This window comes from Neobacillus sp. D3-1R (assembly GCF_052180215.1).
In the GTDB taxonomy this organism is placed as follows: domain Bacteria; phylum Bacillota; class Bacilli; order Bacillales; family Cytobacillaceae; genus Pseudoneobacillus.
Genome location: NZ_CP197471.1, coordinates 3,808,991 through 3,824,678, shown reverse-complemented (window position 1 = coordinate 3,824,678; position 15,688 = coordinate 3,808,991). Strand labels below are relative to the sequence as shown.

The 15,688-nt window shown below is 40.5% G+C and carries 10 protein-coding genes and 1 riboswitch; of the genes, 8 read left to right on the top strand and 2 right to left on the bottom strand.

Going from position 1 to position 15,688, the window contains the following annotated elements:
* Window positions 1–245: 245 nt before the first annotated feature.
* Window positions 246–337, bottom strand: a riboswitch (cyclic di-GMP riboswitch).
* Window positions 338–582: 245 nt separating this feature from the next.
* Window positions 583–1,566 carry an ABC transporter permease gene (locus tag ACSBPO_RS19595; protein ID WP_442596262.1) on the bottom strand — a complete coding sequence of 328 codons (984 nt, stop codon included), beginning with the start codon at window positions 1,564–1,566 and terminating at the stop codon, window positions 583–585.
* Between the two features lie 370 nt (window positions 1,567–1,936).
* Between ACSBPO_RS19595 and ACSBPO_RS19590 the strand changes: the two genes are divergently transcribed.
* Window positions 1,937–3,583, top strand: coding sequence for an EAL domain-containing protein (locus ACSBPO_RS19590; protein ID WP_442596260.1), 1,647 nt, complete (start codon window positions 1,937–1,939; stop codon window positions 3,581–3,583).
* 120 nt (window positions 3,584–3,703) lie between these two features.
* Here the strand turns inward: ACSBPO_RS19590 and ACSBPO_RS19585 are convergent, their stop codons facing one another.
* Entirely contained in the window at window positions 3,704–5,278 is a 1,575-nt protein-coding gene (locus ACSBPO_RS19585; RefSeq protein ID WP_442596258.1) for an ATP-binding protein, read from the bottom strand.
* A gap of 173 nt (window positions 5,279–5,451) precedes the next feature.
* Here ACSBPO_RS19585 and ACSBPO_RS19580 point away from each other — a divergent pair, with 173 nt between their 5' ends.
* The 7 genes from ACSBPO_RS19580 (at window position 5,452) to uvrA (ending at window position 15,667) form a co-directional block, all read left to right on the top strand.
* Window positions 5,452–5,823: an ArsR/SmtB family transcription factor gene (locus ACSBPO_RS19580; RefSeq protein ID WP_442596256.1), complete on the top strand. Its 372-nt coding sequence runs from the start codon at window positions 5,452–5,454 to the stop codon at window positions 5,821–5,823.
* Window positions 5,816–8,002 carry a heavy metal translocating P-type ATPase gene (locus tag ACSBPO_RS19575; protein WP_442596254.1) on the top strand — a complete coding sequence of 729 codons (2,187 nt, stop codon included), beginning with the start codon at window positions 5,816–5,818 and terminating at the stop codon, window positions 8,000–8,002. The genes ACSBPO_RS19580 and ACSBPO_RS19575 overlap by 8 nt, the downstream gene beginning before the upstream one ends.
* Window positions 8,003–8,118: 116 nt before the next feature.
* Window positions 8,119–8,748 (top strand): class I SAM-dependent methyltransferase, encoded by a 630-nt coding sequence (locus ACSBPO_RS19570; RefSeq protein ID WP_442596252.1) that lies wholly within the window; start codon window positions 8,119–8,121, stop codon window positions 8,746–8,748.
* A 28-nt stretch (window positions 8,749–8,776) separates the two neighbouring features.
* Window positions 8,777–9,745: a cation diffusion facilitator family transporter gene (locus ACSBPO_RS19565; protein WP_442596250.1), complete on the top strand. Its 969-nt coding sequence runs from the start codon at window positions 8,777–8,779 to the stop codon at window positions 9,743–9,745.
* A gap of 66 nt (window positions 9,746–9,811) precedes the next feature.
* Window positions 9,812–10,054, top strand: a complete 243-nt coding sequence (locus ACSBPO_RS19560; RefSeq protein ID WP_442596248.1) for a DUF2198 family protein — start codon at window positions 9,812–9,814, stop codon at window positions 10,052–10,054.
* Window positions 10,055–10,775: 721 nt separating this feature from the next.
* A complete protein-coding gene (uvrB, locus tag ACSBPO_RS19555; RefSeq protein ID WP_442596246.1) occupies window positions 10,776–12,752 on the top strand; it encodes an excinuclease ABC subunit UvrB in 1,977 nt (658 codons plus the stop codon).
* A 35-nt stretch (window positions 12,753–12,787) separates the two neighbouring features.
* Complete coding sequence (gene uvrA, locus ACSBPO_RS19550; RefSeq protein ID WP_442596244.1) at window positions 12,788–15,667, top strand: excinuclease ABC subunit UvrA; 2,880 nt, start codon at window positions 12,788–12,790, stop codon at window positions 15,665–15,667.
* The last annotated feature ends 21 nt before the right edge of the window (window positions 15,668–15,688 follow it).

Here is a 15,688-nt window from a genome sequence, read left to right as displayed (position 1 = left end):
ATATCCAGAAACAGCAGTCAAAACGAACATGGTAGCAAATAATAAGAACATTATTACTTTATATTTCATTTTTATGAATCTCCCTTTAAATTAAATTTTTAAATATAATAGATGCTTGTCCAAATATTAAAAATCTAGTTTCCAAGTGTGCATGATTGATAATTTCTTTAATTTAAAGAGTAAGGTTTTTAACATAAGCGGCGGCCCCCTTTCGTTATTATTTTTATAATAAGTTCCGGGCGCCTATTGGCAGCTGGCTGGCATTGTATGAATGAATAATACTTAAGCCCCTATAGCTTTGCGTCCTACCTTTTCAGATAGTTTGCCCTTAACTTAATTAATAAGATGAAGTAATCTATAAAACTTCAAAACCCTACCTGGTTTTACGAAAAGACCTAATAAGTTACATAATAGTTCTTTTTATCTAGGACAAAAGTCGCTATAAAATGATAGTAATATTTGTATATGAAAAATATTGTAAAATTTTGTAGGTGAATTACCTAAATTTTTCGACAAATATTGTCATTAAAAAAGACCATTCATGAGAGGGTGCTCCCTCTGGTATGAATGGTCTTCGCTTTATTACATTTCCCGCTTCTGAAACCGAATCCTCGGGTCTATAACGGCATACATAATATCCGCGAACAAGTTACATATGATCACGGCTACCGCCACTAGCATAGTCGTTCCCATAATAAGAGGATAATCCCTCATGAATACAGCGGTTATGGCTAGACGCCCTAGGCCTGGCCATCCAAAAATTTGCTCAATAATAAAGGCTCCGCCCACAATGATTGGCAATTGCATCGCAACAATGGTGATAATCGGTAGCAAAGCATTTCGAAGCGAATGTTTAAAAATAACCTTGAACTCTGAAACTCCTTTTGCACGTGCGGTACGGATATAATCTTGATTAATCACTTCTAACATACTAGAACGGATAAAGCGGGTATTTCCTGCAACCATGCCAAATGAAAGGACTGTGGCAGGCAGGATAAGATGCTTGATTCGATCGACTAAACTAAAATGGTCATACACTTCACGCATTCCGCTGACAGGAACCCAACCTAATTTTAAGCTGAAAAAGAGAATCCCGATTAGAGCAACGAAGAACGCAGGTGAAGAAATTCCAAGATAAGAGTAAAAGGAAAATAGTAAATCAACAAATGAGTTTCGTTTTACAGCCGAATAGACGCCAATAGGAATGGCAATGATTAAGGAAATAACTAAAGCCGTACCGGTAAGCCAAAGGGTAGCTGGAATTCTTTCGACAATCTTATGGAAAACAGGCTGGCCATCTAAAAAGGAATAGCCAAAATTAGCATCCAACAATATCCCTTTGATCCAATTAAAATATTGCATATGGATAGGAACATCTAAACCTAGCCTCTCGAGAACTCGTTCCCGTTGCAGCATAGTTGCTGCATGTGTAGCACCGGGGTCTTCAAATAACGCTAACACGTCCCCGGGGGCTAAGGCCATTAATAAATAAGAAAGAACGGAAATAATAAACAATAGTGGAATAGCTTGAAAAATTCGCCTCACAATATAATTCCTAAGCGCCATTAAAATCCTCCTAAGTCCCAATGAATGATTAAATATTTATTCTCTATTCAGGACTTTATTCCTGCTGGAGTCTGACTTTTCAAAAAATATAAATTTTCCTCTTATCCACAGGATAAATGAAATGAAATTGAAATTTTTAAAAACTTATCAACTATTGTGAATAGTTATCTACAACTAAATCGTGGATAACCTTTGGCTTTATAGTGTTATCCACATCTATCCGCGATTATTTTTCTTGAAAAGTATTATAAGACCAAACTCCTATTGTATTGGTAATATTAACCACTGTTTTGTTTTCATAAATAAGTATTTTGAAAAAGTTAATTATGATATAATTTTGTAAAAATTGGCCAACAAATAGGTGAGATAAATGACTCTGGAAAAGCAGGAAAAGCTAGATGGTTTGCTTGTGGGTGAACTCGCAGAAAAGGCAGTGAGTTTTTACCACTCTTTATTTTATAGCAACTTATTTGCGGCAGCTTCTTTTAACAAGGATTTAAAAATGGTACAAGTAAATGAAGCTTTTACTTTAGCATTAGGATATTCACCATCTAATGGGCATGAATGGCTAGAAATACAGGAGAATTTGAAAAAAGCTCTGCAAAGGAAGGAACTTCGAAATGGAATTTCGATACAGCAGGAGTTAACGCTTAACCATGTTTTAGGGCATAGTGTATTTATGCGGATTACCTTAATTCCTTCCGTTGTCGAGGGAGAATTAAAGGGTGTCATTTTACTAGGAAGCGATATTTCTCATAAGGTAAGGGTGGAGAGCATTCACAAGCAATTAGCCTTTTATGATGATATGACAGGTTTGCCAAACCGTCGAAATTTCTTTTCTACTTTAGGTCAATATTTACGGGAAAAATCAGATAGCATTTCTACTTTATATGTAGTCATTCTTAGTCTAGATAATTTAAAAGAATTAAATAGCTATGGCTTTCACATAGGTGATCTTGCTCTCAAACATATCGGCAGTCTGTTAACGAAAACGTACGGAAATGATGTATTTATTGCAAGAATCAATGGAAATGAGTTTGGTATCATTGTAGAAAATCCTCCATTTGACATATTCATCAGTCAGATTGAAGGTCTCCTTTATACACTGAATCATATTCCGCAGCTTTTTTATGGAATGGAAACCGTCCTAGAATGCAGTCTAGGCATATCCCAATGGCCAGACCATGGTCATACAGCGGAAAGGCTCATTCATTCTGCGGAGAAGGCAATGTTTACGGCAAAAGGAACACGGTCTAAATATTGTTTATTTACCGAGAATATGAATCCACTTTATCCATTAAATCTCGAGCATAAAATTAAAAAAGCTTTGCAAAAAAATGAATTTTATTTAGTCTTTCAACCGATTGTCGAAATCGCGACAAAAAAGGTTATCGGCTATGAGGCTTTGGTAAGGTGGCTGGATCCAGAAAAAGGGGTTATTCCCCCGAATCAATTTATCCCATTTGCTGAACAATCTGGAATTATTATTGAAATTGAAAAAACGGTGTTAATGCTTGCTTGTCAAAAATTAAAAGAGTTAGATGAAACACATCCAGGTATCCATTTATCTGTTAATATTTCAGGTTTGCATTTTCATCAAAATATCGTCGACCATATCCAAGCGGCTGTACAAAAAGCCAAAGTTAATCCTACACAGTTAAAAATCGAAATCACCGAGACTTGCTCAATGAAGGACCCAGGCAATACTATTGTCAAACTTCACCAATTAAAAAAGTTAGGCATCAAGGTGTCTATCGATGATTTTGGTTCTGGCTATAGTTCCTTGCAGTATTTAGGTAATTTTCCGGCCGATGAAGTGAAACTAGATTTATCGTTTATTAACCCGATTACCCCACAAAAAACAACCATTATTAATGCGGTTTTATCCATTGCAAATGATTATAAGATTGAAGTGGTCGCAGAAGGAATAGAATCAGAAGAGCAGCTACAATTTCTTGCCAAACTAGGCTGCAAATATGGACAAGGTTACTTGTTAGGAAAACCAATCAAAATGTAAAGAAAAGGCCCCATACATGATGGTGGCCTTTTTGTGTTCTAAAAGAATTTTAAAATTTTAAACTTGTGGATAACTTTAGACGAAATTTTTCGTATTCCAGCTCAAGCGCTTTTTGTTCTTCTAAGATATTTTCCTTTCTACATTTTCCACTCTATTTGTGGAAATAGGCAGTATGATCTCGAAGGTGGTTCCTTTATTGACCTCACTATATACCTTCATTTGTCCTTGATGATTTTCAATTATGTTATAACAAACCATTAAGCCTAAGCCGGTTCCTTGTTCCTTTGTCGTGTAGAAAGGTTCCCCGAGCTTGGCAATCATTTCTTCGGGTATTCCATATCCTTCATCGATTACTTTAATAAAAATCATATCCTCATCGTACAGCCCTGTTTGTACATGTATCGTACCGCCATCTGGCATCGCTTCAATCGCATTTTTAATTAAATTAATAATCACTTGCTTAAGCTGATTTTCCTCGCAAGAAACCATTGGCAGGTTTTTCGTCAATTTATAATCCATATCAATGTTATTGATAATCGCCTGTGTTCCAATTAAGGTGACAACATGGCGAATTATGTGATTGATATTCTTATTACTAAATTTAATCATTTGAGGTTTAGCCAAAATTAAAAACTCGCCAACAATTAAATTGATTCGATCCAGTTCTGACAACATAATGTCACAGTATTCTTTATTTTCCTCCGTTTTGTACTGCAGTAACTGAATAAATCCTCTTAGGGAGGTTAACGGATTTCGAATTTCATGGGCAATCCCTGCTGCAAGCTGTCCAACGAGTGAAAGCTTGTCCGATTTTTGAATTAACTCTTCGGTTTGATTCTTTTGTGATGTAATATCTCTGATCCTCGATAAAAGGGCAGGCTTACCATTATAGTTAATCATCGATGTCATCGTTTCAATATCGATTAGTTCATCATTTAAAGTGGATATTTTAATATCTACTTGTGGAATCAGTTCGGGATTAGTCAGGATAGACTCAATATTACTCATTACGACTTCGTGATGAGAAGATTGTATAAAGTTAAAAATTGTTTTTCCAACCACCTCATTTTGGGTCTTAGCCCGCAATAACTTTAATCCTTCTTGATTAACAAAAACGATTTCACCATTTTGGTGAATAACAAGCGGGTCGGGAAGCAAGCTTAGTAATAACTGATTACTGCGTTCACTCTCTTGTAAATCGATTTTCTTTTTAAATAAATATTTGATTAAAAAAGCGAAAAGGGAATAAACAACCGTATTAACAGCCACAGAGACAATATTTCCTTTAATCAGATAGATTGAATTACTATCTTGGTAGGTTAAAAGCAAACTGATGAAAACAGTTCCAACCAATAAATTGATGAAAGGGTTTGGAATTAAAAAGGCACTGATAAATAGAAAATTGTACGCTAATGACAATAGGGTGAAAAGGTCAATGCTAGAGAAAATAGTAATGAGGGTAAAGGTTAAGAGGGAAATAACAAATAAAGGATAGAAGAGAGGGGCTTGTTTTCTGAATACCGATGATAGGACAAAAGTCACAGAGAAAATGGTGGCTAGTAGTTGATGCTTCAAATCCGTCATTTCAAAAAGGACTCGGACACCGACAATGGCACTTAACAAGTGTAAAATAAGCGGACCTCTTTTTTCCATTAAATCATTCATAAACAGTAGAATTCTCGATTTTTCCGTCAATTTGTTCCACTCCTAAACAAAAAATGACAATTTACAATTTTTTCAATAATTATACTCTATTCAAAACAATATTTCCAATATAGAGATAATTCCATTGACATTCAAATGAGTATTTGAATATCATATATTCAAACGAACATTTGAATGTAGTGAAATGATATAGAGGTGAAGATATGAAAGAGCATGATGTGTGTGAAGTAACTTGTACTGTTGATGATAAGGTAGATCGTGTTCAAAGTGAGCTTCCATTAGATCAGATTCTTGATGTTGCCAACTTGTTCAAAGCTTTATCTGATGATACGCGATTGAAAATAGCCTATGCCCTTACGTTAGAAGAGGAGCTTTGTGTGTGTGATGTTGCAAATATTGTGGGAGCCACTACAGCTACGGCTTCCCATCATTTACGCCATTTAAAAAATTTGGGCCTTGCGAAATTTCATAAGGAAGGCAAGCTTGTGTATTACTCTTTGGACGATGAACATGTTCGTCAATTAATACACATTGCCTTTGCCCATCATCAGGAGGTGAAGAGCCGTCATGAGTAATGCGGAAGGTCAAATCCTCCACGCCGAAAAACAGGTGTACCGTGTTCAAGGCTTTTCCTGAGCAGGCTGCGCCGCTACGTTCGAAAAGAACGTCAAACACCTGGATGGTGTGGTCGATGCAAATGTGAACTTTGGAGCTTCCAAGCTAACCGTTTATGGAAAAGCGTCTATAGAAGCCATTGAAAAGGCAGGAGCCTTTGAAAATATTAAAATTGTCCGTGAAAAAGAGGAAGTTGTTCAGGAACCATTTTTCAAAAAGTATTCCGGACTTATCATCTCTTTCTTCCTCATGGTTTTAGGCTATCTAGCCGTAGCGATGAACGGGGAAGGGCATATGACTTCGATTCTCGCGTTTGCCGCTGCGATGATCGTGGGCGGAGCTCGGCTTTTTAAAGCCGGCCTTCAAAATTTAACTCGCTTCATCTTTGACATGAAAACGTTAATGAAGATTGCGATTATCGGCGCGGCAATCATTGGGGAATGGAGTGAAGGGGCGGTTGTCGTCATTCTTTTTGCTATCAGCGAAGCGCTCGAAAAGTATTCCATGGATAAAGCGCGAAAATCAATTCAATCGTTAATGGAAATTGCCCCGAAAGAGGCTGTTGTTCGTCGGAATGGTCAAGAGGTCACGATTCCAGTGGATGAAATCGAAATTGGCGATACGATGCTTGTCAAACCTGGTATGAAAATCGCCATGGATGGAGTCGTTCTTAGCGGTGCATCCTCCATCAATCAAGCCTATATCACAGGTGAATCGGTTCCGGTTGAAAAGGGTATCGATGATGAGGTGTTTGCAGGCACCTTAAATGGTGAAGGATTTCTTGAAGTTAAGGTAACAAAGCGCGCTGAAGATACGACGATTGCGAAAATCATTCATCTTGTCGAAGAGGCTCAAGGGGAACGTGCCCCTTCACAAGCCTTCGTTGACCGCTTCGCCAAATACTATACACCTGTCATTATCGTGGTTGCGGCTCTAGTTGCCATCGTCCCGCCACTTTTATGGGGAGCAAACTGGAACACATGGATTTATCAAGGCTTAGCCGTATTAGTCGTTGGCTGTCCATGTGCGCTTGTTATTTCAACACCTGTCGCCATCGTGACCGCCATAGGCACAGCTGCTCGCAACGGAGTCCTCATTAAAGGCGGTATCTATTTAGAAGAAATGGGTGCCATCAAGGCCATCGCCTTTGACAAAACCGGAACATTAACAAAAGGAATTCCCACTGTAACAGATGTTTCCTTCTTTTTAGATGAAAATGGGCCAGTTGCGAAAGAGTTAGCGGATGGAGATGAGGCTGGATTCTCTTCCGAAGCCTCACGCGCTGAAGCATTCGCACCCATTGCTGCATTAGAAGCAAGATCCCAGCACCCATTAGCTGCTGCCATTATCGAAAAGGCACGGGAAATTGGCGCTACTTATGAAGAGCTGTCAGTTGAAGACTTTCAGTCGATTACTGGTAAAGGGTTAAAGGGGAAAGTGGATTCAACTTATTTTTATATAGGAAATGTCGGACTGTTTACGGATGTAGTCAAGGTAGAGGTTCGGGACCAAGTTTTAACGGAAATGACTCGCTTACAGGAACAAGGGAAAACCGTTATGCTCTTTGGCAACGAAGAAAAGCTGCTTGGCATGATTGCCGTGGCTGATGAAGTAAGGGCAAGCAGTCGAAGTGCGATTCAAAAAATCCACCATCTAGGCATTCGGAACACGCTGATGCTGACAGGGGATAATGAGAAAACAGCCCAAGCGATTGGACGAGAGTTAGGGGTAACCGATATTCAAGCCAATTTACTGCCAGAAGAGAAGCTTAAGTTTATCAAACGTATGGGCAAGGAATATGGCAAAGTGGCAATGGTCGGGGATGGCGTCAATGATGCACCTGCACTCGCATCAGCCACCGTCGGAATAGCGATGGGCGGTGCGGGAACCGATACGGCATTAGAAACAGCGGACATCGCGCTAATGGGGGATGATTTAGATAAGCTAGCATTTATGGTTAAATTAAGCCGCAGAGCGCTAGCCATTATCAAACAAAACATCACCTTCGCGATCGGAATCAAGCTGGTAGCCCTTCTATTAGTCGTGCCAGGCTGGCTGACACTCTGGATCGCCATCTTCGCCGACATGGGCGCCACCATCATCGTCACCCTAAACGGCCTGCGCCTACTCAAAAAATAAAACTTGGGGCAGTTTAGCACTTTAAAGCACTGGGGATCAGACCCCCGGTGCTTCACCGCGCTACCGCGCCGGGGGTCTGACCCCCAGTGCGTTAGTGCGTTAAAGGGGAGAGCGGATTGAATAATCATTGGAATCAGTTGATTTATAAAGTGTGGGCACCGATGTATGATATGTTTTTTAATCGGGGTTCCTTTCGAAAGGCACGGAAAAAGGTGTTTGCGAATCTTCCATTTAAACCAGGGGACCAAATATTGTTTGTTGGGGTTGGAACTGGAGCAGACTTTGAATACATTCCTCATCATGAATACAACATCACTGCGATTGACTACTCCGATGATATGCTAGCAAAAGCTAGGACAAAATATAAGCAATCATCCATTTCGTTTCAACAAATGGATGCCCAACATTTAACCCTTCCAACCGACAAATATGATTACGTTATTGGCAGTTTGATTCTTTCGGTTGTTCCGAATCCTCATCAAGCACTGAATGAAATGGTCAGGGTCACGAAGCCGGGAGGGCAGATAATCCTTTTTGATAAGTTTGCTCCGGAAGGTCAAAGCTTATCATATTCTAAAAAAATCCTTCGTCCCATCATTCAAGTATTGGGAACGGATATTGGTCTAACATTTGGGAACATTATGCCATCTGAAAATAAAGCACACATTCTATCTGATGAAGATATGATGTTTCAAGGTATGTATCGAAAAATTGTCCTCGAAAAAGAAATATCGCAGGCATCATAGAATCGTTAGAGATATAGGAGGAGAAAACATGGGTCATCATCATTCGCATGGTCATGGACACGATCACGGTCATGGTCACTCCCACGGCCACTCCCACGGCCACGGTCATGGACATCATCACCATCATTCCAGTAACAAAACGGCATTATTTTGGTCTTTCCTTATAATAGCCTCCTTTATGATTGTCGAAGTCATCGGCGGTATCGTAACGAATAGCTTGGCATTGTTATCGGATGCTGGACATATGTTAAGTGATGCCGTTGCACTAGGCTTAAGCCTTTTCGCTTTAAAAATGGGGGAAAAGCAAGGAACAAAAGAGAAGACATACGGCTTTAAGCGATTTGAGATCATTGCAGCTGCCTTAAATGGAATTACATTAATCTTAATTGCTATTTATATTTTTTATGAGGCATTTAAACGTTTCGCCGCACCGCCGGAGGTTCAAAGTGGTGGTATGCTGATCATTTCTACCATTGGTTTATTGGTCAATATCATTGCGGCATGGATCCTCATGAAGGGTGACAAGGAAAATCTGAATGTTCGTAGCGCCCTCCTCCATGTGATCGGCGATATGCTAGGTTCTTTCGGAGCCATCATTGCGGCCTTATTGATTTTATTTTTTGACTGGGGCTGGGCTGACCCATTAGCGAGCGTAATCGTAGCGGCACTCGTATTAGTAAGCGGCTGGAGAGTGACGAAGGAATCGTTTCATGTTTTAATGGAAGGTGCACCAGCACAACTGGATTTAGACAAGGTCAAAGGAGCTTTATTAAACATCCCAGCTGTTTGTGAGCTGCATGATTTGCATATTTGGACGATTACATCGGGATACCCCGTGCTAAGCTGTCATTTAACCATTTCAGAACAAGGCGATCATGACCATGTTTTAAAAATGGCTCAAAAACGGCTGCATGACGATTTTGGAATCGAACACAGCACTATTCAAGTCGAACGAGCAGAAAATGGCTGTCCGAATCCACATGGGGCATGTAATTAGTTGTTTTTTAGACTAAATCCCATTACTATTAAAATAATGAATTTTAAGAAAGAAGAGAAAGAGGTAATGGATTTGGGTATCATTCGTTTTTTTTCTGGCCTACTCCTACCGGGCTTACTTGTGTTGCTTTTTACCAGGGTTACGTACAATCGGGTCATCGGACTTGTTTTAACTGTCGCACTAATCGCTGCTTCTGCATATAAAGGTTATACCAATACGATTCCTATCATCGTCGTAGACGCCATCTCCTTAACAATTGGCTTTTGGCTTTCCGCTAAAATGAAACCGAAAAAACACCAAAGTGCCTAACCAATCCACGAACCTGCCCGCATTTGATAGCGGCAGGTTTGTTTTTTTAGGCTCTTTTCTAAAACTTTGTTGCTTTTCAAATTTATTAATAGGGATTTCTCAGTGTAAAATGATAATATTCGTATAAAAATCAAGAAAAGAGCTGCTCACTTTTTAAGAAAAGATGTAAAAATCCGGCTTTTGGGATTTTTACCAAAAACACAATTTTATACGAAAACAGCCTTTTTTAAGAAAGTTCGATTTTCTGCTCAAATGTGACAAAGTCGGAAACAAACGAGTTTTAGACGGATAAAACGCTAAAAAAGTCGGATAACTCAGTGACAAAGTCGGAAACACAGTAAAAAAAGTCGGATAACTTCTCCAGCAAATGGATAACTACTCTAGAAACTCGAATAAACTGCTTCAAAAAGTTGGATACCTACCTCTAAAAATCGTATAACGTGGACATCACCCGAAAATACACATCAAAAAACACATCTTTTCTATAAATTACACCTCATTCCCTTCAAAAACACAAAAAAAACGAATATCCGTTCGCATATTATTGGTTTGTTTTGGATGCTTTGTGGTAGAATGAAGATAGAAGATTAAATATGGAATTAATTAACCAAATGTATTCATTGCACTAATCATTATCATCAAGGAAAAACAACGACTTTAACTAGGAGGAAATACTCTATTTCCTCCCTATTCTCGGTTCACGAACAGGGGGATTTTTTCGTTGAAAGATCAGTTTGAACTTGTGTCAAAATATACGCCTCAAGGAGATCAGCCAGAGGCCATTAAACAAATCGTCGAAGGTCTTAACAACGGCAAGCGTCATCAAACCTTGCTTGGGGCAACGGGTACTGGTAAAACGTTTACCGTCTCCAATGTGATAAAAGAGGTAAACAAGCCAACCTTGATTATCGCTCACAATAAAACACTTGCTGGTCAATTATATAGCGAGTTTAAGGAATTTTTTCCGAATAATGCGGTGGAATATTTCGTCAGCTACTATGATTATTATCAACCTGAAGCTTATGTTCCACAGACGGATACCTTTATTGAAAAAGACTCCAGTGTAAATGATGAAATTGATAAGCTTCGCCACTCAGCAACTTCCTCGTTATTGGAACGAAAAGACGTTATCGTCATCGCTAGTGTTTCTTGTATATACGGTTTGGGGTCACCAGAGGAATACCGTGAGATGGTTCTTTCCCTCCGAGTAGGGATGGAAATTGAGCGAAATCAGCTTTTACGTAGACTGGTAGATATTCAATATGAACGAAATGATATCGATTTTAAACGTGGAACGTTTCGTGTACGCGGCGATGTGGTAGAAATTTTCCCAGTATCGCGTGACGAGCACTGCATTCGTGTGGAGTTCTTCGGAGACGAAATCGAACGTATCCGTGAAGTCGATGCGTTAACTGGTGAAATCATCGGCGAACGTGAACATGTTGCGATTTTCCCGGCATCCCACTTCGTTACCCGTGAAGAAAAGATGCGTAAAGCGATTGAAAATATTGAAAAAGAGCTTGAGGTACGACTAGCGGAGCTTCATGAAAAAGGTAAGCTTCTTGAAGCACAACGCCTAGAGCAGAGAACAAAATACGATCTGGAAATGATGCGGGAAATGGGCTTTTGTTCCGGGATTGAGAACTACTCACGTCACCTGACACTTCGTCCAGCAGGCTCAACACCGTACACATTAATCGACTTTTTCCCAAAGGATTTCTTAATTGTCGTTGATGAATCGCATGTTACCTTACCGCAAATCCGCGGAATGTTTAATGGTGACCAAGCCCGTAAATCGGTGCTTGTGGAGCATGGCTTCCGTTTGCCATCAGCCCTTGATAACCGTCCGTTAATGTTCAACGAGTTTGAGGACCATGTCAATCAAATTCTTTTTGTATCGGCAACTCCTGGACCTTATGAGCTGGAGCATACTCCGGAAATGATTCAGCAAATCATTCGTCCAACAGGATTGCTGGATCCGAATATAGATGTCCGTCCAATCCAAGGTCAAATTGATGACCTGATTGGTGAAATTCAAGACCGCATCGCTAAAAACGAACGTGTCCTTGTTACGACCCTTACGAAAAAGATGTCAGAAGACTTAACCGATTACCTTAAAGAAATCGGAATTAAGGTGCAGTACCTACATTCTGAAGTAAAAACGCTTGAGCGGATTGAAATTATCCGCGACCTAAGACTAGGAAAATATGATGTTCTCATCGGGATTAACTTACTTCGTGAAGGACTCGACATTCCAGAGGTTTCCCTTGTAGCGATACTTGATGCTGACAAAGAAGGCTTCTTACGCTCCGAACGGTCACTTATCCAGACAATTGGTCGTGCCGCTCGAAACGCCAACGGTCATGTCATCATGTATGCGGATAAAATGACCAACTCCATGCAAGTAGCTATCAGTGAAACGAAGCGTCGCCGTGAAATACAAGAAGAATACAACACAAAACATGGCATCACCCCACAAACCATCCAAAAAGGGATTCGTGATGTCATCAGAGCAACTCATGCAGCCGAAGAGCAAGAAGAATATACACCGGCAGCTTCACTCACAAAGATGACGAAGAAAGAACGAGAAAAAGTCATTGCCGATATGGAAAAGGAAATGAAAGAAGCAGCCAAAGCGCTTAACTTTGAACGTGCGGCTGAGCTTCGCGATCTCATCTTAGAATTAAAAGCAGAATGATAAATTTTTTGAAAGCGGAAGGATGACAAAAGAAAATGGCAATGGATAAATTAATTGTCAAAGGTGCCAGAGCACATAATTTAAAAAATATTGATGTCACCATTCCGAGAGATAAACTTGTTGTACTAACAGGGCTTTCCGGTTCAGGAAAGTCCTCGCTTGCCTTTGATACGATCTATGCGGAAGGACAAAGACGTTATGTTGAGTCGTTGTCGGCGTATGCCCGTCAATTCTTAGGTCAAATGGACAAGCCGGATGTCGATGCCATCGAAGGGCTGTCTCCAGCGATTTCGATTGACCAAAAAACAACAAGCCGTAATCCTCGGTCAACGGTGGGTACCGTGACAGAAATCTATGATTATTTACGACTATTATTTGCTCGTGTTGGACGTCCAACCTGTCCGAATCACGGGGTTGAAATTACTTCGCAAACGATTGAGCAAATGGTGGACCGAATTTTAGAATACCCAGAAAAAACGAAACTTCAAATTTTAGCACCGGTCGTTTCAGGTCGAAAAGGAACACATGTGAAAGTTCTTGAAGACATTAAAAAACAAGGTTATGTTCGTGTCCGTGTAAACGGCGAAATGATGGATCTAAGCGATGATATCGACCTTGAGAAAAATAAAAAGCATTCGATTGAGGTTGTCATAGACCGTGCTGTGGTCAAAGAAGGAATTGCTCCTCGTATCGCAGACTCCCTCGAAAGCGCGCTGAAACTAGGGGCAGGCAAGGTCATCATTGATGTCATGGGCGAAGAAGAGCTTCTTTTCAATGAAAATCATTCGTGCCCATACTGTGATTTTTCCATTGGTGAATTAGAGCCGCGGATGTTCTCCTTCAACAGTCCATTTGGTGCTTGTCCGAGCTGTGATGGTCTAGGCTCACGACTTGAAGTCGATCCAGAATTAGTCGTTCCGAATTGGGACTTAACCTTAAAGGAGCATGCGATTGCTCCTTGGGAGCCAACGAGCTCACAATATTATCCGCAGCTGCTTGAAGCCGTTTGTAACCACTACGGCATTGATATGGACATTCCTGTGAAGGATATTCCGAAAAATCTAATGGACCGTGTCCTTCATGGATCAGAAGGCGATAAAATCTTTTTCCGCTATGAAAATGATTTCGGTCAAATCCGTGAGGGCTATGTGGAGTTTGAAGGGGTACTAACCAATATCGAACGCCGTTATAAGGAAACAAGCTCCGATTATATTCGCGAGCAGATGGAAAAATACATGGCTCAGCATGCCTGCCCGAAATGTAAAGGCTATCGTCTTAAGGATGAGAGCTTGGCCGTGCTCATTTCAGGCCAGCATATCGGAAAAATAACATCCCTATCGATTGAAGAGGCGCATCAATTCTTTGAATCTCTCGAGCTTTCGGAAAAAGAAATGCAGATTGCTAAGCTGATTTTTAGAGAAATCAATGAACGTCTTGGTTTCTTAATCAATGTCGGTTTGGATTATTTAACGATGAGTCGTGCCGCTGGAACTCTATCAGGCGGAGAAGCACAGCGTATTCGTCTGGCGACCCAAATCGGCTCTCGACTGACAGGGGTTCTCTATATTTTAGACGAGCCTTCGATTGGTCTGCATCAACGCGATAATGACCGTCTGATTGATACCTTAAAGAACATGCGTGACATTGGGAATACGTTGATTGTTGTTGAACATGATGAAGATACGATGCTGGCAGCGGATTATTTAATCGATGTCGGACCTGGTGCAGGTGTTCATGGCGGTCAAATCATCTCCCAAGGGACACCAGAAGAAGTGATGAATGATCCGAATTCGTTAACCGGCCAATATTTATCTGGGAAAAAATATATTCCATTGCCAATCGAACGCCGAAAGCCAGATGGACGTCTAATCGAAATCAAAGGTGCAGTGGAAAACAACCTTCGTAAGGTCAATGTGAAAATTCCTTTAGGAATGTTTGTCGCGGTAACGGGTGTTTCTGGCTCCGGGAAAAGTACATTGGTCAATGAAGTTCTTCATAAAACACTTGCTCAGAAGCTGCACAATGCCAAAGCAAAACCTGGTGAGTACAAGGAAATGAAGGGAATTGACAATCTTGATAAAGTCATCGATATTGACCAATCTCCTATCGGACGGACTCCGCGTTCTAATCCTGCTACTTATACAGGCGTTTTTGATGATATTCGCGATGTGTTTGCAGCTACGAATGAGGCGAAAGTACGCGGCTATAAAAAAGGACGTTTTAGCTTTAACGTCAAAGGCGGACGCTGTGAAGCCTGCCGTGGAGATGGAATTATCAAGATTGAAATGCACTTCCTTCCTGATGTGTACGTTCCTTGTGAGGTTTGCCATGGGAAACGTTACAACCGCGAAACGCTAGACGTACGTTACAAAGGAAAGAACATTTCCGAAATCCTTGATATGACAGTGGAGGATGCTTTAGTCTTTTTCGAAAATATCCCAAAAATTGCTCGTAAAATGCAAACTCTTTATGATGTTGGGTTAGGTTATATCACATTAGGACAGCCGGCCACCACCCTTTCAGGTGGGGAAGCCCAGCGTGTGAAGCTTGCCTCCGAATTACACCGCCGTTCAACTGGAAAGACGATGTATATTTTGGATGAGCCGACAACCGGTCTTCATGTGGATGATATTTCTCGCTTATTAACGGTCCTACAACGTCTTGTGGAAAATGGAGATACCGTTTTAGTCATCGAACATAACTTAGATGTGATTAAAGCGAGTGACTACATTATCGATCTTGGTCCTGAAGGTGGAGACAAAGGCGGAACGATTGTTGCAACCGGAACGCCAGAGGAAGTGGCAGAGGTTCCACAATCGTACACCGGTAAATACCTAAAACCAATCCTCATCCGCGATCGTGCTAGAATGGAAAAAGAATTAGAACAACGGGAAAAAAGCCCAACCAATGTCTAAAACCAAAGAGCTAGCCATCTT

Bases quoted from the DNA above. Each gene is read 5' to 3' on its own strand.
- uvrA (WP_442596244.1), top strand. From the start codon at position 12,788: ATGGCAATGGATAAATTAATTGTCAAAGGTGCCAGAGCACATAATTTA.
- ACSBPO_RS19580 (WP_442596256.1), top strand. From the start codon at position 5,452: ATGAAAGAGCATGATGTGTGTGAAGTAACTTGTACTGTTGATGATAAG.
- ACSBPO_RS19590 (WP_442596260.1), top strand. From the start codon at position 1,937: ATGACTCTGGAAAAGCAGGAAAAGCTAGATGGTTTGCTTGTGGGTGAA.
- ACSBPO_RS19560 (WP_442596248.1), top strand. From the start codon at position 9,812: ATGGATTTGGGTATCATTCGTTTTTTTTCTGGCCTACTCCTACCGGGC.
- ACSBPO_RS19595 (WP_442596262.1), bottom strand. From the start codon at position 1,566: ATGGCGCTTAGGAATTATATTGTGAGGCGAATTTTTCAAGCTATTCCA.
- ACSBPO_RS19565 (WP_442596250.1), top strand. From the start codon at position 8,777: ATGGGTCATCATCATTCGCATGGTCATGGACACGATCACGGTCATGGT.